The organism is Rhodococcus sp. HNM0569 (genome assembly GCF_012726205.1).
Lineage (GTDB): Bacteria > Actinomycetota > Actinomycetes > Mycobacteriales > Mycobacteriaceae > Rhodococcus_F.
This window is the reverse complement of sequence record NZ_JAASAE010000026.1, coordinates 1-18,688: the sequence shown is the minus strand read 5'-3', so window position 1 is coordinate 18,688 and position 18,688 is coordinate 1. Positions and strand designations below refer to the sequence as shown.

The 18,688-nt window shown below is 69.8% G+C and carries 20 protein-coding genes; 10 read left to right on the top strand and 10 right to left on the bottom strand.

What is annotated here, in order from left to right:
• Nucleotides 1–117: 117 nt before the first annotated feature.
• The gene (locus HCA44_RS20235) at nt 118–1,455 is read right to left on the bottom strand and encodes a dipeptidase (protein WP_169651131.1); all 1,338 of its coding nucleotides are present in this window, start codon (nt 1,453–1,455) and stop codon (nt 118–120) included.
• Nucleotides 1,456–1,502: 47 nt separating this feature from the next.
• The gene (rraA, locus tag HCA44_RS20230; protein ID WP_169651130.1) at nt 1,503–1,973 is read right to left on the bottom strand and encodes a ribonuclease E activity regulator RraA; all 471 of its coding nucleotides are present in this window, start codon (nt 1,971–1,973) and stop codon (nt 1,503–1,505) included.
• A gap of 41 nt (nt 1,974–2,014) precedes the next feature.
• On the opposite strand from rraA, the gene HCA44_RS20225 reads away from it, so the two are divergent.
• Nucleotides 2,015–2,896 carry an NAD(P)H-binding protein gene (locus tag HCA44_RS20225; RefSeq protein WP_169651129.1) on the top strand — a complete coding sequence of 294 codons (882 nt, stop codon included), beginning with the start codon at nt 2,015–2,017 and terminating at the stop codon, nt 2,894–2,896.
• 16 nt (nt 2,897–2,912) lie between these two features.
• On the opposite strand, the gene HCA44_RS20220 is transcribed toward HCA44_RS20225, so the two are convergent.
• The 3 genes from HCA44_RS20220 to rox form a co-directional block, all read right to left on the bottom strand.
• Nucleotides 2,913–3,293 carry a DUF5313 family protein gene (locus tag HCA44_RS20220; protein ID WP_169651128.1) on the bottom strand — a complete coding sequence of 127 codons (381 nt, stop codon included), beginning with the start codon at nt 3,291–3,293 and terminating at the stop codon, nt 2,913–2,915.
• A gap of 77 nt (nt 3,294–3,370) precedes the next feature.
• Complete coding sequence (locus tag HCA44_RS20215; RefSeq protein ID WP_169651127.1) at nt 3,371–3,772, bottom strand: pyridoxamine 5'-phosphate oxidase family protein; 402 nt, start codon at nt 3,770–3,772, stop codon at nt 3,371–3,373.
• Nucleotides 3,773–3,853: 81 nt separating this feature from the next.
• Nucleotides 3,854–5,290: a rifampin monooxygenase gene (gene rox, locus HCA44_RS20210; RefSeq protein WP_169651126.1), complete on the bottom strand. Its 1,437-nt coding sequence runs from the start codon at nt 5,288–5,290 to the stop codon at nt 3,854–3,856.
• Nucleotides 5,291–5,509: 219 nt separating this feature from the next.
• Here rox and HCA44_RS20205 point away from each other — a divergent pair, with 219 nt between their 5' ends.
• Nucleotides 5,510–7,063, top strand: a complete 1,554-nt coding sequence (locus HCA44_RS20205; RefSeq protein ID WP_169651125.1) for a succinic semialdehyde dehydrogenase — start codon at nt 5,510–5,512, stop codon at nt 7,061–7,063.
• Between the two features lie 15 nt (nt 7,064–7,078).
• Here HCA44_RS20205 and HCA44_RS20200 read toward each other — a convergent pair whose 3' ends face one another.
• Complete coding sequence (locus tag HCA44_RS20200) at nt 7,079–7,426, bottom strand: metalloregulator ArsR/SmtB family transcription factor (protein WP_169651124.1); 348 nt, start codon at nt 7,424–7,426, stop codon at nt 7,079–7,081.
• Between the two features lie 149 nt (nt 7,427–7,575).
• Here HCA44_RS20200 and HCA44_RS20195 point away from each other — a divergent pair, with 149 nt between their 5' ends.
• The 6 genes from HCA44_RS20195 to HCA44_RS20170 all read left to right on the top strand — a co-directional run bounded on the left by HCA44_RS20195 (nt 7,576) and on the right by HCA44_RS20170 (nt 13,493).
• A complete protein-coding gene (locus HCA44_RS20195; protein ID WP_169651123.1) occupies nt 7,576–9,171 on the top strand; it encodes an ABC transporter substrate-binding protein in 1,596 nt (531 codons plus the stop codon).
• A gap of 74 nt (nt 9,172–9,245) precedes the next feature.
• A complete protein-coding gene (locus tag HCA44_RS20190) occupies nt 9,246–10,199 on the top strand; it encodes an ABC transporter permease (protein ID WP_169651145.1) in 954 nt (317 codons plus the stop codon).
• Nucleotides 10,192–11,016 carry an ABC transporter permease gene (locus HCA44_RS20185; RefSeq protein ID WP_169651122.1) on the top strand — a complete coding sequence of 275 codons (825 nt, stop codon included), beginning with the start codon at nt 10,192–10,194 and terminating at the stop codon, nt 11,014–11,016. Before HCA44_RS20190 ends, HCA44_RS20185 begins: the two co-directional genes overlap by 8 nt.
• A complete protein-coding gene (locus tag HCA44_RS20180; RefSeq protein ID WP_169651121.1) occupies nt 11,013–11,921 on the top strand; it encodes an ABC transporter ATP-binding protein in 909 nt (302 codons plus the stop codon). Before HCA44_RS20185 ends, HCA44_RS20180 begins: the two co-directional genes overlap by 4 nt.
• The gene (locus tag HCA44_RS20175; RefSeq protein ID WP_346764823.1) at nt 11,918–12,553 is read left to right on the top strand and encodes an ATP-binding cassette domain-containing protein; all 636 of its coding nucleotides are present in this window, start codon (nt 11,918–11,920) and stop codon (nt 12,551–12,553) included. Before HCA44_RS20180 ends, HCA44_RS20175 begins: the two co-directional genes overlap by 4 nt.
• Nucleotides 12,554–12,605: 52 nt before the next feature.
• Nucleotides 12,606–13,493: a hypothetical protein gene (locus HCA44_RS20170; protein ID WP_169651120.1), complete on the top strand. Its 888-nt coding sequence runs from the start codon at nt 12,606–12,608 to the stop codon at nt 13,491–13,493.
• 48 nt (nt 13,494–13,541) lie between these two features.
• Here HCA44_RS20170 and HCA44_RS20165 read toward each other — a convergent pair whose 3' ends face one another.
• Together HCA44_RS20165 and HCA44_RS20160 are read right to left on the bottom strand one after the other, a co-directional pair.
• Complete coding sequence (locus HCA44_RS20165; RefSeq protein ID WP_169651143.1) at nt 13,542–14,177, bottom strand: response regulator transcription factor; 636 nt, start codon at nt 14,175–14,177, stop codon at nt 13,542–13,544.
• Nucleotides 14,174–15,394: a sensor histidine kinase gene (locus tag HCA44_RS20160; protein ID WP_169651119.1), complete on the bottom strand. Its 1,221-nt coding sequence runs from the start codon at nt 15,392–15,394 to the stop codon at nt 14,174–14,176. Before HCA44_RS20160 ends, HCA44_RS20165 begins: the two co-directional genes overlap by 4 nt.
• 176 nt (nt 15,395–15,570) lie before the next feature.
• On the opposite strand from HCA44_RS20160, the gene HCA44_RS20155 reads away from it, so the two are divergent.
• Both HCA44_RS20155 and HCA44_RS20150 read left to right on the top strand, forming a co-directional pair.
• The gene (locus HCA44_RS20155; protein ID WP_169651118.1) at nt 15,571–16,653 is read left to right on the top strand and encodes an ABC transporter permease; all 1,083 of its coding nucleotides are present in this window, start codon (nt 15,571–15,573) and stop codon (nt 16,651–16,653) included.
• A gap of 51 nt (nt 16,654–16,704) precedes the next feature.
• Nucleotides 16,705–17,412, top strand: a complete 708-nt coding sequence (locus HCA44_RS20150; RefSeq protein ID WP_169651142.1) for an ABC transporter ATP-binding protein — start codon at nt 16,705–16,707, stop codon at nt 17,410–17,412.
• A gap of 11 nt (nt 17,413–17,423) precedes the next feature.
• Here the strand turns inward: HCA44_RS20150 and HCA44_RS20145 are convergent, their stop codons facing one another.
• Together HCA44_RS20145 and HCA44_RS20140 are read right to left on the bottom strand one after the other, a co-directional pair.
• Nucleotides 17,424–17,930 (bottom strand): hypothetical protein, encoded by a 507-nt coding sequence (locus tag HCA44_RS20145; protein ID WP_169651117.1) that lies wholly within the window; start codon nt 17,928–17,930, stop codon nt 17,424–17,426.
• Between the two features lie 154 nt (nt 17,931–18,084).
• On the bottom strand, nt 18,085–18,688 hold a 604-nt coding region (locus tag HCA44_RS20140), incomplete at its 5' end, for an HNH endonuclease signature motif containing protein (RefSeq protein ID WP_169651116.1).

Genomic DNA, 18,688 nt, shown 5'->3' with positions numbered 1-18,688 from the left:
ATAAATCACACACCCGGTACCGTCCAGGATTCCGATGGTCGGCTGCAGCCTTGCGCCAGGGATCAAGGTGCCATCGGTAGACCCGCCGCAAGTCGCCGGGGGCAAGCGGAGGAGCAGTCAGGAGCCGTACGAGCGGAGGAAGAGTGCCTCGGCGACCGCGAGGTTCTCGATCTCCGACGGGTCGACGCTCTCGTTCGCGGCGTGGATGAGGCACCTCGGCTCCTCGACGCCGAACAGTGCGATCTCCGCGTCCGGGAAGGTCGTGGCGAAGGTGTTGCACAGGGGGATCGACCCGCCCTGGCCGATCGACCCGACGTCGCGCCCGTACGCGTCGCGCAGAGCCGATGTGAGCGCCCGGTAGCCGGGGCCGGTGGTCACCGCGCGGAACGGAGAGCCGGGCTGCTCGCGCTCGAAGGTCACCTTCGCGCCGAACGGGGTGGCGCGTTCCAGATGGGCGACGAGCGCGTCCTGCACCGCGAGAGTGTCCATACCGGGCGGCACGCGCAGGTTGAGTCGTGCCGACGCCTTCGGCTGCACCGCGACGGCCGAGCCCACCACCGGAGGTGCGTCGATGCCGAGGATCGTGACCGCGGGACGCGCCCACACCGCGTCCGCGACGGAACCGCTGCCCGCGCGACCGACACCGTCGAGCACGCCTGCGTCGGTGCGGAAACGATCCTCGGGATACTCGACGCCGTCCCAGGTCTGGTGCGTGTCGATGCCCTCGACGACGGTGTTGCCCGCGTCGTCGCGCAGCGACGCGAGCATAGCGATCAGCGCGGCGAGTGCATCGGGTGCGGCGCCGCCGAACATGCCCGAATGTACTGCACTGGACAGTGTTTCGACATGCACGACGAGGTTCGCGGCGCCACGGAGGGATGTCGTGAGCGTGGGCTGCCCGACGGCCGCGTTGCCGGTGTCGGCGATGAGGATCATGTCCGCGTCGAACAGCTCGGGCCGGTTCTCGACCAGGTTGTCCAGCCCGCCGGTGCCCTGCTCCTCCGAACCCTCCGCGACGAACCGGATGCCGACCGGGCACCGGTCGCCCAACGCGCGCAACGCCAGCAGGTGCACGAGCGTGTTGCCCTTGCAGTCCGCTGCGCCGCGTCCGTACCAGCGGCCGTCGTCGCCTATGGTCAGCTCGAACGGCGGGGTGTGCCACAGGGATTCGTCGCCGGGTGGCTGAACGTCGTAGTGGCAGTACAGCAGTACCGTCGGGGCGCCGTCGGGGCCGGGGCGGTGGCCCACGACGGCATGCGATCCGTCGACGGTCTCGACGAGTTCGGCGTCGATCCCCGTGCCGCGCACCGCGTCACGTACCCATTCCGCGGCGCGCACGCACTCCGCCGCGGGATACTGCCGCGGATCGGCGACCGATCGCATCGCGACGAGTTCGGCGAGTTCGCGCTCGGCGCGCGGCATCATCGCGTGTACTGCGGTGCGCAGATCGGGCATCGATGTCCTTTCCGGGCGGCGGCGAGGAGGTGCTGCGGGAGAGTGGGTCAGCGGACGACGATGCCGTCGGCGTCGCTGTAGAGGGTTTCGCCCGGGTTGAACGTGATGCCACCGAAGGTGACCGGAACGTTCTTCTCGCCCGAGCCCGTCTGCGTGCTCTTTCGGGGGTTGGTGCCGAGCGCCTTGACGCCGATGTCGAGGGTCTTCAGGATCGCCGAGTCGCGCACCGCGCCGTGGACGATGACACCCGCCCAGCCGTTGTCGACGCCGCGACCGGCGATGATGTCGCCCACCAGGGCCGTGTGCACGCTCGCGTCGCCGTCGACGACGAGGACGCCGCCATTGCCCGGCTCGCTCAGTGTCTGCTTGACCAGCAGGTTGTCCTGGAAGCACTTGATCGTGGTGATCGGGCCCGCGAACGACTCGCGGCCACCGACCTGGAGGAACTGCGTGTCGCAGCTGCGGATGTCCGGGCCGATCTCGTCGGCGAGGTCGGCGGTGGCAACAGGTTCAGTCATAGTCCCGAGACTATCGCCGCGTGGCTGGCAGGATCGTTCGCATGACCATTGCAGTGACGGGTGCCACCGGCACCATCGGACGCGGAGTGTTCGACCGGATCGCGGCGGAGGTCCCGGTGCGGCTGGTCGGCCGCTCACCCGAGCGGCTCACTTCGCTGGCCGCGCCGTACCCCGAGGTGAGCGTCGCTGGTGCGGAGTACGGCGACGCCGACGCGATGGCGTCGGCTCTCGCGGGCACCGAGACCCTGTTCTTCGTATCCGGGCGCGAGGACGCGCGTCGTCGCGCCGATCAGGAGACCGCCGTCGCAGCCGCACAGGATGCGGGTGTCTCGCGGATCGTCTACCTGTCCTTCCTCGGGGCCGGGCCCGAGTGCACCTTCACGTTCGGGCGCGATCATTACTGGACCGAGGTCGCGATCCGCGAGACCGGACTCGCGTACACCTTCCTACGCGACAGCTGGTACCAGTCGATGCTGCCCGCGATGGTCGAGGACGACGGCGTGATCCGTGGTCCTGCGGCCGACGGACGCGTGAGCGCGGTCGCGCCCGAGGACGTCATGGACTCGGCCGCGGCCGTCCTGCTCGCAACCGCGGCGGGCGAGAAAGTCTATGACGAACAAGTTTTCGAGCTGACCGGACCCGAAGCATTCACGCTCGACGATGCGGCCGCGACCCTCACGACGGTCACCGGGCGCCGCATTCGGTACGTCGACCAGACGACGGCCGAGGCGTATCTGTCGCGCGAGACCTACGGTGCGCCGAGGTTCGAGGTCGACGGGTGGGTCACGTCGTACGCGGCCGTCGCCACGGGGGAGCTGTCCACCGTGACCGGCGACGTCGCGGCGCTCACCGGCCACGAGCCCAAGACCTTCGAGCAGTACCTGCGCGACAAACCGGAGTCGTGGACGCGTCTGGTGGGCTGAGTCCTCGTCGTGAGTTTCAGCCGCGACCGTGGCGGCGTTCGTAGTCGGCGCGCACGCTCTCGTTGCGGGCGCGGGCCCGTTCGCCGACGAGCGCCGGGTCCAGGCCGTGCTGTGCGAGGCGGTGCCGACGGTAGATGTTCATCAGTGCGATCGCGAAGTAGATCAGCGGGATGATGAGCAGCGCCATCATCGCGAGCGGAATCCAGATCGGGCCCGGGATGAGCAGGAACAACAGCAGCACGAGCGCGACCGGCACGACGAACCGCGCGACATAACGCACGGCGGCGCCGGGGCCGACGAGATCGTTGCGTACCCATTCCTTCATCTCGGCTGGCAGCGGCCGGCCCATGACGTAGCCGACGTACTGCACGACGTTGGGGCGTGGGCGCGGGGTCATACAGCCAGGATACGAGCCACCCCTCGTGAGCACTTTGCGAGTCCAGGTACGCCGAAAACGCGCACAGTCCGGGTGGTTTACGGTTGTCGCCGCTCGGCAAGCTCTTGCAGGAACCGGGGCATGCGGCCGGCACCGAAGTCGTAGTAGCGCACCCAGCGTGGCGTGATCGCGATGCGTGCCTGCCGGTCGTACATCTCGCGGCACTGCCGCTCGAACTCGGCCGCCGCGTCCTCGTCCATGGTGCGCCGAGCGGCGGCGAGGTATTCGGGTACGACGCCGTCGACGATCTCCACGCTCGCGTGTCCGCGTACCGAAAGCGACCGCGCCTGTTCAGGAGTGTTGCCCCCGTCGACGGCCAGTGCGACGCTCGGGTTCGCCGACAGCGCCGCCACCTTCGGTGCGGTGACGGCCGTCGCGACGACGAATGCCGTTCCCGTCCAGTAGAACCCGACCGGAACCACGCGCGGAGTCCCGTCCATGCTCGAACCCCTTGTGAGTACTTTACGAGTCCAGGCACGCCGAGAACACGCACAAGGGCGGTCCCGTGGGTGGCGGTTACGTCATGCGGTGAGTGCCCCCGCGGCACCGAACCAGCGAGCCAGGCTGTCCGCCAACGATCCACTCGACCCGGCCACCCATGCCACGTAACCGTCCGGGCGGAGCAGGACGGCCGCCTCGTCGAGTTCGTCGCTGCCGTCGACGACGTGATCGACCCGGTCTTGCCAGCCGTCGACCGACAGCGTGCCGGTGCTGTCGAGCAGGAGGCCCCGGCCGTCGTGCATCCGGTCGTACAGGCGACCGCGCGAGAGCGCCGTGTCCGGCAGGCGTCGGCCGACGAGTGGATGCTCGTCACCGAGGTCGTAGCGGATGTCGATCGCGGTGATCTTCCCGAGGAGGTGGCGGTTCACGTCGTCGAATTCCGCGAGTTCCGATACGAGTCGACGTACCGCCTGCGCGCCGGGATCCTGCGACATCAGGTGCATCTGCGCGCGGGTGTTGTCGAGCACCGACGCGGCGACCGGGCGACGCTCCACCTCGTACGTGTCGAGCAGTCCGTGCGGGGCGCCGCCGCGTACGGTGGCGGCGAGCTTCCAGCCGAGATTGAAGGCGTCCTGGATGCCGAGGTTGAGGCCCTGTCCGCCGACCGGTGGATGGATGTGCGCGGCATCGCCCGCGAGGAGAACCCGGCCGTTGCGGTAGCGCTCGGCCAGTCGTGTCGCGTCGCCGAAGCGGGAGAGCCAGCGCGGCGAATGTACTCCGAAGTCCGTACCCGCCACGGCCCGGAGCTGTCGGGCGAACTCGTCGAGAGTGGGTGCGGTGTCGCGGTCCTCGCGCACGCCCTCGGCAGGCACGACGACCCGGTACACGCCGTCCGCGAGCGGACCCAACCCGAAGCGTCGCTCGGCCTTGCGTACCTCCGTGACCACCTCGGTGACCGCCTCCGGTCCGACGCCCACCGACATCTCGCCCAGCAACGTCTCGACTTTCGCAGGCTCGCCGGGAAACTCGACGCCGAGCAGCTTGCGCACCGTGCTGCGTCCGCCGTCGCACCCGACGGCGTAGGAGGCATGCAGTGTCGTTCCGTCGGCGAGTGAGACCGTCACGCCCGAGTCGTCCTGATGCAGTGTGGTCACCTCCGTGCCGCGCCGGATGTCCGCGCCCAGTTCGCGGGCATGCTCGGCGAGGAGACGGTCGGTGACCGGCTGTGGAATGCCCAGGATGTAGCCGTGCGCGGTGTCGAGATTGTCGGGCGCCGGCGTGTCCATCGCGGCGTACGGATTGCGCAATGGGTGCCTCGTGCCGTGCGCGAGGAAGCGGTCGAGCAGGCCGCGTTGGTCCATGATCTCGATGCTGCGCACGTGCAGACCGAGCGCACGCACCTCGCGGGGCGGCGTCGTCTCCTTCTCGAGCACGACGACGGACACACCGCGAAGCCGCAGTTCGGCCGCGAGCATCATGCCCGTCGGTCCGCCGCCGACCACGATCACATCGAACATCGCATACCCCCGCTCGCCCCACCGCCGCGCGTCGGGTGACGCAACATCTATGCAGGTGAAGGCGTTTTCGACGACGAGTCTGCGGCATCACCGGGGCCTTGCCGCAAGCCCCCGTCTCCGCGGTAACCTGAAGGGGGAACGACGGCACCGTGTGACGACGACCACCGAGCAGGTAGGTTAGGTGTAACCGCAAGAACTACCAACCAGTAGGGGTTCGACATGCCTGCTCCGTCCTCCGCGACATTCGACCGGCTCGCCAAGCTCGTCGCCATCCCCGACGCCGATCAGCGGCCCACCCGTCCCGTGATCGAGGTGTTCACGGGCAAGCAGCTCGCGACCATCCCCGTCGGCACCGCCGACGACGCGATCGCCGCCGTCGAGCGGGCGCGCGTCGCGCAGAAGGAATGGGCGCAGCGGCCCGTCGCCGACCGTGCCGCGGTGTTCCACCGGTACCGCGATCTCGTGCTCGCGCACCGCAACGAGCTGATGGACATGGCGCAGGCCGAGACCGGCAAGTCGCGGGCGTCGGCGCAGGAGGAAGTGCTCGACATCTCGATGACGGCACGCCACTACGCGCGCACCGCCAAGAAGACCCTCGAAACGAAGCGCGTGCAGGGCATGCTGCCCGTGCTCACCAAGACGCAGGTGCGCTACCAGCCCAAGGGCGTGGTCGGCGTCATCTCGCCGTGGAACTACCCGATGACGCTCGCGGTGTCCGACGCGATCGCGGCACTGCTCGCGGGCAACGGCGTCGTCCTCAAGCCCGACAGCCAGACGCCCTACTGCGCGCTCGCCTGCGTCGAGCTCATGTACCGCGCGGGCCTGCCACGCGACCTGTTCGCCGTCGTGCCCGGCCCCGGATCGGTCGTCGGCACCGCGCTCGTCGAGAACACCGACTACCTCATGTTCACCGGCTCTTCCGCCACCGGCGCACTGCTCGCCGAGCAGGCCGGTCGCCGTCTCATCGGCTTCTCCGCCGAGCTCGGCGGCAAGAACCCGATGATCGTGACGAAGGGCGCGAACCTGCGCGAGGTCACCGAGGCGGCGGTGCGCGCGTGCTACTCGAACTCGGGCCAGCTGTGCATCTCGGTCGAACGTATCTACGTCGAGCGGCCCGTCGCCGCCGAGTTCACCAAGCTGTTCGGCGACCGCGTCCGCGCGATGTCGGTGCGCCCCGGCTACGAGTTCGGCATCGAGATGGGCAGCCTCATCTCGGAGGACCAGATCAAGACGGTCACCGGGCATGTCGACGACGCGGTGGTCAAGGGAGCGACCGTCGTCGCGGGCGGCAAGGCACGTCCCGACCTCGGGCCGCTGTTCTACGAGCCGACGCTGCTCACCGACGTCCCGAAGGACGCCGAGTTGTACCGCAACGAGACCTTCGGGCCGGTCGTGTCGATCTACCCGGTCGACAGCGTCGACGAGGCGATCGCGCAGGCCAACGACACCGAGTACGGCCTGAACGCGAGCGTGTGGGCGGGCACCAAGGCCGAGGGCGAGGCCATCGCGGCACGCGTGCACGCAGGCACCGTCAACGTCGACGAGGGCTACGCGCCCACGTGGGGCAGCACGGGCGCACCGATGGGAGGTATGGGTGTCTCCGGTGTCGGTCGCAGGCACGGCGCCGAGGGCATGCTCAAGTACACCGAGCCGCAGACCATCGCGACCACGCGCATCCTCAATCTCGGTGGGCCGCGCGGTATGTCGCCCAAGTTGTGGGCGAAGATCATGCCGCCGTTCGTCAAGGCGCTGAAGTACCTTCCGGGGCGCTGACCGGCCGGACGGGGGTCAGTGCGTGTGCCCGCCCCCGTGCCGGGCGCCCATCGTGTGCAGCAGGGCGTGCACGGTGTCGTCGACGAGTCGGTAGTGCATGACGCGGCCTTCACGTTCGGCCGCGACCCAACCCGACTGACGTAGGAGCCGCAGCGCTTGCGACAACGCGGTGGGCGTCATCTCCACCGCGTACGCGAGATCGCTCACGCAGATCGACTCGACGTGGTGCAGGCAGTGCAGGATCCGCAGCCGGTTGGGGTCTGCCAGCAGTTCGAATCGTCGTGCCCAGCCGTCGATGTCCGGGCCCGAGAGGGCGTGCGCGGCTTGTGCGGCGCGGTCGGGGTCTATCGGTGACACCGTCACGGCGGTCTCCTCTCGTGAACAGTGCGTGCGGGCCGATCGTAGACGAGCGCGTTCGCCGCGACGCGCCGTCCGGTGCGTGTTACCTTCTCACCTGCACAGTTGGACATATGTTCACGCACGCTCAGGTTCGAGGCGAAGGTCCGCGACACATGAAACGTTCACTCACGGGCGCGGTCGTCGCAGCCGCGGTCCTGACCGCGGCGTGCTCGGCACCCACGAGCGGCGCGGCGTCCGATGCGCTCGTTCTCGCCGACGGCTTCGAGCTCGGCAACTACAACCCCGTCGCGGGCCACGGCGAGGCCGGCGACTCCCGCATCTACGACGGCCTCGTGCGGCTCGTCGGGGGCGACGGGATCTCGACTCTCGAACCCGCACTCGCACAGTCGCTTCCTCACGCGAATGCCGACGCGACCGAGTGGACCGTGCCACTGCGTGACGGCCCGACCTTCACCGACGGCACGACCTTCGACGCGGCCGATGTCGTCGCGACCTACCGCGCGATCCTCGACCCCGCATCCGCGTCGCCGCTCGCGACGAGCTACGACATGCTCGAGTCGGTGGAGGCGCCCGATGCCCACACCGTGAGATTCCGGCTGCGCTATCCGTACGCGGCGTGGCCGACGAAACTCCTGCTCGGAATCGCGCCGTCCGAGCGGCTCACGCCAGGCCTCGCCGAGGAGTCGACGCTGAACGACGAGCCCGTCGGCACCGGACCGTACCGGCTCGCCTCGTTGCGTCCCGACCGCGCGGTCTTCGAGGCCAACGAGCACTACTGGGACGGCGTTCCCGAGGTGAAGACGCTCACGGTGGTCTACACCGCCGACGACAATGCCCGCGCGCAAAGGGTCGCAGCGGGTGAGGTCGACGGCGCGAATCTTCCTCCGGTGCTGGCGAAATCGTTCGCGGAGCGTCAAGGTTACCGCGTCGTGTCGAACACCTCGGCCGACTGGCGCGGCGTGAGCCTGCCGCCGGGCAATCCCTTCACCAGCGATCCGGCGGCTCGGCGCGCCCTCAACCTCGCGGTGGACCGCGACGCGATGGTCGACGGGGTCCTCGCCGGCTACGGCCGCGCGGCGTCGACGCCCGTCCCCGATGTCTACGGCGACGCGTACGAGCCGTCCGCGGTGTTCGGTCACGACCCCGGCGCCGCGGAGCGCCTCCTCGACGACGCAGGCTGGCGCCGCGGCAGCGGCGACGGCACGCGCACGAAAGACGGTGTCCCCGCGGCCTTCACGATCGCCTACTTCCCCGAAGACACGGTACGTCGCGATCTGTCACAGGCATTCGCGTCGGACCTGTCGAAGATCGGTGTGCGCGTGGACCTCCGCGCGGCAGATCGCGCGGTGATGCCCGACCTGCTCGCGACAGACAGTGCGCTCCTCGGCGGCGGCGATCTGCCGTACGACCCGGACACACAGCTCTATCCCGCGCTGCACTCGCAGTACGCACAGCCGGAAGTCGGTACCGCATACGACAATCCGTCCGAGTACGCCAACCCGCGCGTCGACGCAGCGCTCGACACCGGCCGCCGTTCGACGGACCCGGTCGAGCGTGCGGAAGCCTATCGCGCCGTGCAGTCCGCGTACGTCGACGATCCGGCTTACGTCATGCTCGTGTTCCTCGACCACACCTACGTCGAGCGCGACAACGACTGGCAGGGGAGCACTCCCGTCCTCGAGCCGCACAGCCACGGCGTCGGATGGGGACCGTGGTGGAACCTGCGCGCATGGCACCGGGCGCCGTGACTCTCGTCGATCGGGCCGTTCCGCGCACGGCCGAGCCCAGGCGTCGACCGTCGCGGAGGCGGGCGATCGCGCACATGGCGGTGCGCCGCTGCGCGTTCGCGGTACCGCTGCTCGCGATCGTGTCGGCCGGACTGTTCGCGCTCGCGTCGCGCTCACCGTTCGATCCGCTCGCCGGCTATCTCGGCGCGCGCTACGTCACCACCAGCGATGCCGACCGCGCACGCATCGCAGGCGAACTCGGCCTCGGCGACCCGTGGTGGCGGCAGTACGCGCGGTGGCTCCTGCACGTCGTCACCGGCGATCTCGGTACGTCACGCAGTTTCGGGCAACCCGTCGCGCAGGTGATCGGCGAGCGGCTGCCCTGGACGCTGCTGCTCACCGGTACCGCGTTGACGGTGTCGGTGGTACTCGCGCTCGTGCTCGGGGTGTGGACGGGTGCGCGGTCGGGAGGTGTCGCCGATCGGATCGTCACGCCGCTCGTCACGTTCGCGCAGGCCACGCCGCCGTTCGTGCTGTCGCTCGTCGCGGTCGCGGTGTTCGCGGTGTCGCTCACGTGGCTGCCGGCGGGCGGACTGACCGACGCGGGGAGCGACCCTTCGTTCGGTCAGGTCGCCCGGCATGTGGTGCTCCCCGCGGGTGTGCTCGCGGTGTCTCAGCTGCCGTGGCTGCTGTTCGCGGTGCGGCAGTCGGTGCGCGGGGCCGTCGAATCCGATGCGGTCGCAGGTGCGGTCGCGCGCGGATTGCCGCGACGCACGGTCCTCACGCGGCATGTCGTGCCCGTCGCGTCGGCTCCGTTCGTCACGGTCGTCGCGCTGCGGCTGCCCGAGCTCGTGGTCGGTGCCGCACTCGTCGAAGAGGTGTTCGCGTGGCCCGGGATCGCGGGCGCGCTCGTCACGTCGGCCACCGAACTCGACTTCCCGCTCCTCGCGGCGCTCACGCTCGGTACGACGGCCGTCGTACTTGTCGCGTCACTGCTCGCCGACATCGCGTACGTGTTGCTCGATCCGCGGGTGGCGGCCGATGCGTGACATGCGGATGCGGCTGGTGTGTTCTCTCGTCGTGCTCGTGGCGGTCGCCGGATACGCGCTGTTCGTGCCGATGGCGGCAGGCGTCGACGACCGGCTCACCGACTTCGCGGCGGCGCGCCAGGCGCCCGGCTGGGAGCACTGGTTCGGCACCGATGCTGCGGGCCGCGACCTGTTCGTGCGTGTCGCCTCGGGGCTGCGGATGTCGCTCGTGATCGCCGCCGTGTGTGCCGTCCTGTCGACTCTCGTCGGCACCGCGGTCGGCGTCGTCGCGGCGACGAAGGGTGGCTGGACCGATCGCGTCGTGATGCGAGTGGTCGACGGCGTCGGAGCGTTGCCTCACCTGCTGCTGGGCATCGTGGTGGTGGCGCTGTTCCCCGGCAATGTGACGGCACTGATCGCGTCGATCACGCTGACCCACTGGGCGCAGGTCGCCCGCATCGTGCGTGCCGAGGTGCTCACCGTGCGCGGCCGCGACTACGTCGACGCGGCCTATCTCGCGGGTGCGTCGACGCGCGACGTCGTGCGCAGACACTACCTTCCCGCGGCGTCGGGGCAGGCGCTGCTTGCGGTGGTGATGCTGCTCCCGCACGCGGTGTGGCACGAATCCACGTTGTCCTTCCTGGGTCTCGGCCTCGCCCCGCATCGGCCGTCGCTCGGAACCCTGCTCGACGAGGCACGCTCGTCCCTGCTCATCGGCGGATGGTGGACGCTGGTGTTCCCGGCGGCGGCGCTCGTGGCGGTCACCCTCGCCGTGTCCGGTCTCGGTGCCGCACTGCGCGAACGTATTTCACCGACTCCGGTGCGGGTGCCGCGATGAACGCGGTTACCGTACGGGACCTGACCGTGCGGATTCCGGTGGGCGATCGCGCAGTGCACGCCGTGACGGGTGTCGCCCTCACTCTCGAAGCCGGACGTATGCACGCCCTCGTCGGCGAATCCGGTTGCGGCAAATCCACCGTCGGAGCCGCACTGTGCGGCATGCTGCCCCGGTCGGCGACCGTCACCGGCTCCGTGACGCTCGCCGACGGTGTCGAACTCGTGGGCGCGCGCGAGCGCACGCTGCGGCGGGTGCGCGGTGCCCGCGTCGCGCTGGTTCCGCAGTCGGCCGCGACGTCGTTCACGCCGGTCCGTACGGTGCGGTCCCAGCTGAACGAGTTGTTGCGACGGCACCGCTGTGCCCACGCCGTCGACGACATACTGGCGCTGGTGGACCTCGAGCCGTCCGTCGCAGCGCGGTATCCACACGAGCTGTCCGGGGGAATGGCGCAGCGGCTCGCCGTCGGGTTCGCGCTCGCGACCGAGCCCGACGTGATCGTCGCCGACGAACCGACGTCCCACCTCGACGGCACGCGGGCGGACCACGTTCTCGCGCTACTGAAATCGGCAGCCGATCGCGGTGCCGCGGTGCTACTCGTGGCGCACGACCTCGGTCGCGTCCGCACGTATGACGACGTCACCGTGATGTATGCGGGTCGTGTCGTGGAAAGCGGTCCGGCCGCCGACGTGTTCGACGACCCGTGGCACGACTGGACGCGGGACCTGCTGCGTGCGTTGCCGAGTGGCGGTCTCGTTGCGATCCCGGGCTCGCCGCCCGAGCTCACCGACGGCGACGACGAGTGCCCGTACCACCTGCGCAGGCCCGGCACGCGATTCTCCGGCGGCCCGACGCACCTCGTGACGGTCGGTACGCGCACGGTCCGCACGAGGACGGACGCATCGTGACCCTGTCGCTCGCGGACGTGTCGTTCGCCTACGCGGCGCCGGTGCTCACCGGTTTCTCCCTCGAGGTGCACCCGGGGGAAACCGTGGGGCTCACCGGGCCGTCGGGAGTCGGCAAGACGACGGCCGCGCGGATCGCAGCGCTGCTGCTCGCACCCGATTCGGGCACGGTCAGCGTCGACGGCGTCGTCGCGACGGGCGTGCGGGAACGGCTGCCGCGCGCGTTGCGCGGGCGCGTCGCACTGCTGCAGCAGTCGTCGCGGCTCGCGGTGTCGCCGCGAATGACGTTGCGGCGAGCAATCGCCGAGCCCCTGGACATCCGTCGCGCGGCGCACCGCGACAAGGTCGTCGACGAGTTGGCCGAACGCGTCGGCATCACCCCCGACCTGCTGAACCGGCGCCCGCACGAAGTGAGCGACGGCCAGTTGCAGCGGTGCACGCTCGCCCGCGCTCTCGCGCAACAGCCGTCGTACCTGGTCTGTGACGAACCGACGGCATCGCTCGATCCGGTGACCACCGCCGCAACCGTCGCGGTGTTGCGTGCCGAGGCCGAGCGCGGCGTCGGCGTACTCGTCGTCAGTCACGACCGCGAACTGCTCGACGTGTGGGCCGACCGCACCACCCCCTGTGAGTGAAACAAGCGCACCTGGACTCGCAAAGTGCTCACGTGAGTGGGAGGGTTTCGGCATGGGGTTACGGCATATCGGTGTGGTGGGTGCGCTCGTGACTGCGGTGGCGCTGTGGCCGGCCGCGGCATCCGCGGCGCCGGGTTCCGGGTCGGTCGACGCACCCGCGCTACCGGCGGGTGAGGGGATCGCCCCACCGGTCGAGTGTGCGTCCGGGTCGAGGCCGGTGGTCGTCCTGCCGGGCGCGGACGGGACCGTGACCGAGACGGACGCGCAGTGGTCGACGATGGTCGCCGCGCTCCGTGACACCGGATACTGCGCGCTGGTCTTCCAGGGTGGCGTCGTCGACGGCAAGAGATGGGCGGGCGCCATCCCGGACGAGGCCGCGCAGGTCGCCGAGTTCGTGGCGACGGTGCGCGCGAGTACCGGCGCCGAGACGGTGGACCTCGTCGCGCACTCCGCGGGCACCGTGGTGTCGAACTACTACCTGAAGAAGCTCGGCGGGGCGGACACTGTGGGGCACGCCGTGTTCCTGGCGCCCGAGGGGCGCGACTGCGACGGCGTCGGATTCCTCGGCGAGTTCGGCATTTCCGATCCGCCGGTGACTCCGGTCGAGGTTCTGCGGACGGCGCCGTTCCTGCCCCCGCTGCTCGGGCATCTCTCACCGGACCTGGCCGTTGCGATGCAGCTCGTGCCGGGCTCGCCGGTCTACGAGGAGATCTTCGGCACCGGGCCCGTGGCGCAGCCCGGCGTCGCGTACTCGATCCTCGCGACCGAGGAGGACGAGCTCGCGACGCCGGCGCCGACGTGTTCCTTCCTGGACGAACCAGGCGTCACCAACACACTTTTCGAGCAGGCGTATCCGGGTTCGCCTGCCGTGGATCACTCGAGTCTGCGCTCGAGTCCGGACGCCGCCGAATGGGTCGTCGAGCAACTGGGCCGCCCGTAACCCCTGTGCGTGAAACAAGCGCACCTGGACTCGCAAAGTGCTCACAGTTCAGAGGACGCCTGTGTCGCGGGCCCGCGCCACGGCCCGGGTCCGCGAGTTCACACCGAGCTTGCCGTAGATGTGCACCAGGTGGGATTTCACGGTCGTCTCGGACAGGAACAGTTCCTTGCCGATCTCGCGGTTCGAGCGCCCGTCGGCGACGAGCCGCAGCACCTCCGTCTCGCGCGGGGTCAGCGCGGTGTGCGGCGCGCGCACCCGCGTCATGAGTTTCGACGCGACCGCGGGCGACAGGACGCTCTCGCCTCGCGCGGCCGCGCGCACGGCCGCGAGCAACTCGCCGGGCGGCGTGTCCTTGAGCAGGTAGCCCGCCGCACCCGCCTCGATCGCGCTGAGGATGTCGGCGTCGGTGTCGTAATTGGTGACGACGAGCACCTGCGGCGGCGACGGCAGTGCGCGCACCGCCGCCGTCGCGTCGACGCCCGACATGCCCGGGCCGAAACGCAAGTCCATCAACACGAGATCCGTCGGCGTGCGGCTACAGAAAGCGATTGCCTCTTCGGCTGACGCGGCCTCGCCGATCACCTCGATGTCGCCGGCGCCGGCGCCGGAGTGCTCGGTGTCGAGCAGCGCGCGCAGCCCCGCGCGCACGATCGCGTGATCGTCGGCGAGCAACAGGCGGATCACCATGCCTCCTGCCCGATGGAGTCGGGCCCGGTAGCGTCCTGAGCGGTTCCGTCGAGCGGGAACGACACCGCGATCGCGGTGAGGCCCGGCTCCGACTCGATGCTCATCGTGCCGCCCTGCGCTTCGACGCGCCTGAGCATCGCGCCGAGCCCGTACGAGGGGGCCTCGGTACCGGCGTTCTCGCCGGTGTGGGCGTTCATGCTTTCCGGGTCGAATCCGACGCCGTCGTCGACGACGTCGAGACTCACGGTATCGGCCGAATAGGTGAGCGTGACCCGCATGCGCGACGCGTGCGCGTGCCGCACGACATTCGACACCGCGCTCTGCGCGATGCGCACGAACGCGGCCTCGAGTCGCATCGGGAGTCGTACTGGATCGCCTTCGGTCACCATCTCGGTGTGCAGGCTGTCGTCGGCTGCGCGGTCGCACATGCGGGTGAGCGCGTCGGCCAGCGTCTTGCCCTCGAGCGCCGCAGGCGTGAGTCCCGCGATGAGCTGGCGGGTTTCGGCGAGCGACTCCGAAGCAGCCTCGCGCGCAAGGTGGATCCGGTCGAGCGCGGGGTGGTCGGGTGCGGCGCGCTCGACAGAGTGCAACAGCATCTGAATACTCGACAGGCCTTGCGCGACGGTGTCGTGGATCTCGGCGGCAAGTCGTTCGCGTTCGGCGAGAGTGCCCGCCCGTCTCTCCTGCGCCGCGAGTTCGGCTCGCGTGCGCACCAATTCGTCGATCAGGCGTTGCCGCTCGGCGGCCTCACGGAACAGTGCGCGATAGCCGTACGCGATCGCGACCGCGACACACGCGCCGATCACCGGACCGATGACGACCGCGGCGGAGAGCCCGTTGTGTGCAGCAGTGCCCGCGATCGCGACAGCCGTCGATGCGACGACCGCGAGCACACCCCATGGCGGGCGCAGCAGGTGGAGATACAGGAAGAACAGCCCGAACACGATGTACGCGGCGTCGGGTGCGAGCGCGACCAGCGCGAACCACACGAGCGTGAGCACGGTGAGCCACACCCACAGCCGGCCACCTCGTGCACCGAGCGCCACGCCCGCCGCGTACACGAGGAAGAACACCACACACAAAACACACACCCACACGGCGTGCGGCGGATCCTGCAGCAGCGCACGCACGAACACCACCGCGGTGAGCGCGACGACGAGAACGTGCAGACTCGCGCGAATCCCCGCGAACACGGACGTGAAGCTGTTGTGCATCCTCTCCAGGTTATCCGGACGTCGCCCGCCCGCATCCATCGAAAGGTGGAGCGGCGACTCGTCCGTCGGGACGCCGGAAAGCGCACCCGACGTCCGATGAAAAGCCCTGCTCACACGGCCAAAGTAGAGCATGTGACCCGCACCGGGCGGGCCTTTACCGGAAAGGACGTGCTTTCGTGTTCGTCGCACTCAGAGATCTGCGCGCCGCGCGCGGCCGGTTCGCGCTGATCTCCGTCGTCGTCGTGCTCGTGGCAGTGCTCGTGAGCTTCCTCAGCGGGCTCACGGCAGGGCTGCGGCATCAGAACATCTCGGCACTCGAGATGCTCGATGCCGACTCGGTCGTGTTCGCCGACACCGGCTCCGGGCCCTCCTTCGACGAGTCGTCGCTCACCGACGAGCAGATCACTGCGTGGCAACGCAGCGCGGTCGAGGGAGACACAGCCGAGGGCGAGACAGTGGAGATCGATCCGGTGGGCATCGCACGCGGCAGGATCGGGACGCCCGGAGTCGGCGACGGCGGCGCGCAGTCGACCGTCGCGGTGATCGGCGCCGACCGCGCGTTCGGCGACCAGACCCCCACCCGCCCGGGCACGGTCGTGTTGTCCGACGCCGCCGCGTCGGCCACCGGTGCGAGTGCCGGGCAGACCGTCGCACTCGGCGACTCCCGATTCACGGTCGCCGACGTGCGCGGCGACGGCTGGTACGGACACAGTCCCGTCGTGTGGACGACGCTCGCCGACTGGCGCGAGCTCGAGCCCCGCGGCGGCGCCGCGACCGTGCTCGCCGTGTCCGGCGTGACCGATGCCGGTGCGGTGGATGCCGCCACGGGAACGGTCACGGTGACGGCGGACGACTCGTTCTCGGCGCTCAGTTCGCATCAGGCCGAGAACACGTCCCTCACGCTCATGACCGTCATGCTGTTCGCGATCTCCGCACTCGTGATCGGCGCTTTCTTCACGGTGTGGACCATCCAGCGCACGCCCGACATCGCCACCCTCAAGGCCCTCGGGGCCACCACGAGCTCCCTCGTGCGTGACGCACTCGGGCAGGCACTGGTGGTTCTCGTCGCGGGCGTGGCCGTCGGGCTCGGCATCACGACCCTCGCGGCGACACTGCTCGGCGACGGGTTGCCGTTCGTGCTCGACGCGTCGACCACGGTGGCGCCTGCTGCGGGACTGATCGGACTCGGCCTCGTCGGCGCCGCGCTCGCGCTGCGATTCCTCGTCACCACCGATCCGCTCGCCGCCCTCAACCGCTGATCTGCGAAAGGAAATACCGTGCCCACCACTCGCTTCCGGCCCGCTCTCACGATGCGGGGAGTCACCCTCACGTATCCCGACGGCCAGAACCGCGTCACCGCGCTCGACGACGTCGACCTCACCGTCGGCCGCGGCGAGATCGCCGCGATCACCGGCCCGTCGGGCTCCGGCAAGTCGACCCTCCTCGCCGTCGCGGCGACACTCGCACGGCCCGATCGCGGCGAGGTGCTGTTCGACACCGCCGCTGCCGGTGCCGTCGACCTGGCGCGACTGTCGCGCCGCGACGCGTCACGTGTGCGCCGCGAGCACATCGGGATCGTGTTCCAGCAGTCCAACATGGTGTCGTCGTTGACCGCCCTCGAACAGCTCGAGGTGATGACCCACCTCGGGCAGCGATTCGCGGTGTCGAGGGTCGCGCGGCGCCGCACGCGTGAACGAGCAGCTGCGCTGCTCGACGCCGTGGGACTCGCCGACCATGCCGGTAAACGCACCGGGCAACTGTCCGGTGGCCAGCGGCAGCGGGTCAACCTCGCGCGCGCATTGATGAACGACCCCACACTGCTCGTGATCGACGAGCCGACGAGCGCTCTCGATCAGGAGCGTGGCGCCGCGATCATGGACCTCATCCTCGAGGTCGCACGCGAGCACGACGCCGCGACGCTGCTGGTGACGCACGATCGTCGCCATCTGCACCGCATGGACTCGGTGCATCGTGTCGTCGACGGCGTGGTGACGACCCTCGACACCGTCGCTGCGTAGCCCTCGGGGAACTACCAGGCGGCACTGACGCAGGATCCGATGGTCGAGAGCACGACGGCGAAACCTGTGCACTCAGCGGGCGTCGCCTCCCCGATCCGCAGGTTGGCCTCGCTGTGTGGGCCGGCGACGGCGACACCGTCGACGCGTACGCCGCTGCCTGCGATGTAGGCAGTCGAATCCGCAGGGTGTGGGCCCGGCGCCCCGACCGCGACGGCGTGCACGTTCGAACCGTCGTTGGGGATGACGCCGGCCTGGACCTGATTCGGATCGGTGCGGTCGTCGACGGTCCACGCGGTGCCGAATGTGCCGTTGCCGGCAGGGAGCGAGTAGGCGGTCCCGCCGGCCGACCCGGCGTACGCGCCACTGTGGTCTTCGGTGCGGGTGTGGCAGATGGCCCCGCCGTCGATCTTCTCTTCGTCGGCGCCCGGACCGAACGCGCTGCACAACTGAGGATTCGCCGACGCGGCCGCGGGCGCGGCCAGGCCGAGGACGGCGACTGCGCCCCCAAGTGCTGCCACACCGGCCACAGTTCGTCGCAAGGCCATGATCGCCACCTCTCGAAGTCCTGGTGCATTGTCGTCTCGCGGCATCGTCGCCACCAGAGTAGAAGCGCGCCGAACTGCCCGTGGCGTTTCGGGCATGCCGGCACGGTGACGCGCGCATGTGCCCACCTCACGCGAGTAGCGGTATCGAATTGCGGTGTGCCGGGAGTGGTTCGCTCGGCCCGTGTGGTGTGGGTGGTGGCGTGAACCAGGGCATGTGGTCGTCGTCGTGGATGTGGACGGTCCAGCCGCTGTGGTGCACGAACCGGTGATGGTGCGTGCAGAGCAGGCCCAGGTTGTCGAGGTCGGTGGGTCCGCCGTCGATCCACGGCACGATGAGGTGTGCTTCGGTCCACCCGGTCGGTGCCCCGCACCCCGGGAAGGCGCAGCCACGATCGCGCACCCGCAGCGCTCGGCGCTGTGACTGTGTGACCAGGCGGGTGGTGCGGCCCATCGCGAGCGGCACACCCGCGTCGTCGACGACGACCGGGGTGACGTCGGAGTCGCACGCGGTCTTCCGGGCAGCGGCGATCGACAGGGTTCCGCCCCACGGTGTCCAGGGCACACGTATGCCGCCGTCTCTGCCGCTGGCGCTGTCTCTGTCTCTGGGTTCCGCGGTTGCACCGTCTTCCGACCGAATGTGCACGCCGTGCTCGCGTAGGTCTCGTTCCCGGATCACCACCGTGAGGTGTGGGCGTTCGCCGGCCTCGTCACCCGTGAGCCCCGCACCGAGG

Bases quoted from the DNA above. Each gene is read 5' to 3' on its own strand.
- HCA44_RS20190 (WP_169651145.1), top strand. From the start codon at position 9,246: ATGGCGGTGCGCCGCTGCGCGTTCGCGGTACCGCTGCTCGCGATCGTG.
- HCA44_RS20215 (WP_169651127.1), bottom strand. From the start codon at position 3,772: ATGGACGGGACTCCGCGCGTGGTTCCGGTCGGGTTCTACTGGACGGGA.
- HCA44_RS20235 (WP_169651131.1), bottom strand. From the start codon at position 1,455: ATGCCCGATCTGCGCACCGCAGTACACGCGATGATGCCGCGCGCCGAG.
- HCA44_RS20180 (WP_169651121.1), top strand. From the start codon at position 11,013: ATGAACGCGGTTACCGTACGGGACCTGACCGTGCGGATTCCGGTGGGC.
- HCA44_RS20160 (WP_169651119.1), bottom strand. From the start codon at position 15,394: ATGCACAACAGCTTCACGTCCGTGTTCGCGGGGATTCGCGCGAGTCTG.
- HCA44_RS20150 (WP_169651142.1), top strand. From the start codon at position 16,705: ATGCGGGGAGTCACCCTCACGTATCCCGACGGCCAGAACCGCGTCACC.
- HCA44_RS20170 (WP_169651120.1), top strand. From the start codon at position 12,606: ATGGGGTTACGGCATATCGGTGTGGTGGGTGCGCTCGTGACTGCGGTG.
- HCA44_RS20225 (WP_169651129.1), top strand. From the start codon at position 2,015: ATGACCATTGCAGTGACGGGTGCCACCGGCACCATCGGACGCGGAGTG.
- HCA44_RS20205 (WP_169651125.1), top strand. From the start codon at position 5,510: ATGCCTGCTCCGTCCTCCGCGACATTCGACCGGCTCGCCAAGCTCGTC.
- HCA44_RS20195 (WP_169651123.1), top strand. From the start codon at position 7,576: ATGAAACGTTCACTCACGGGCGCGGTCGTCGCAGCCGCGGTCCTGACC.
- HCA44_RS20185 (WP_169651122.1), top strand. From the start codon at position 10,192: ATGCGTGACATGCGGATGCGGCTGGTGTGTTCTCTCGTCGTGCTCGTG.
- rraA (WP_169651130.1), bottom strand. From the start codon at position 1,973: ATGACTGAACCTGTTGCCACCGCCGACCTCGCCGACGAGATCGGCCCG.
- rox (WP_169651126.1), bottom strand. From the start codon at position 5,290: ATGTTCGATGTGATCGTGGTCGGCGGCGGACCGACGGGCATGATGCTC.
- HCA44_RS20220 (WP_169651128.1), bottom strand. From the start codon at position 3,293: ATGACCCCGCGCCCACGCCCCAACGTCGTGCAGTACGTCGGCTACGTC.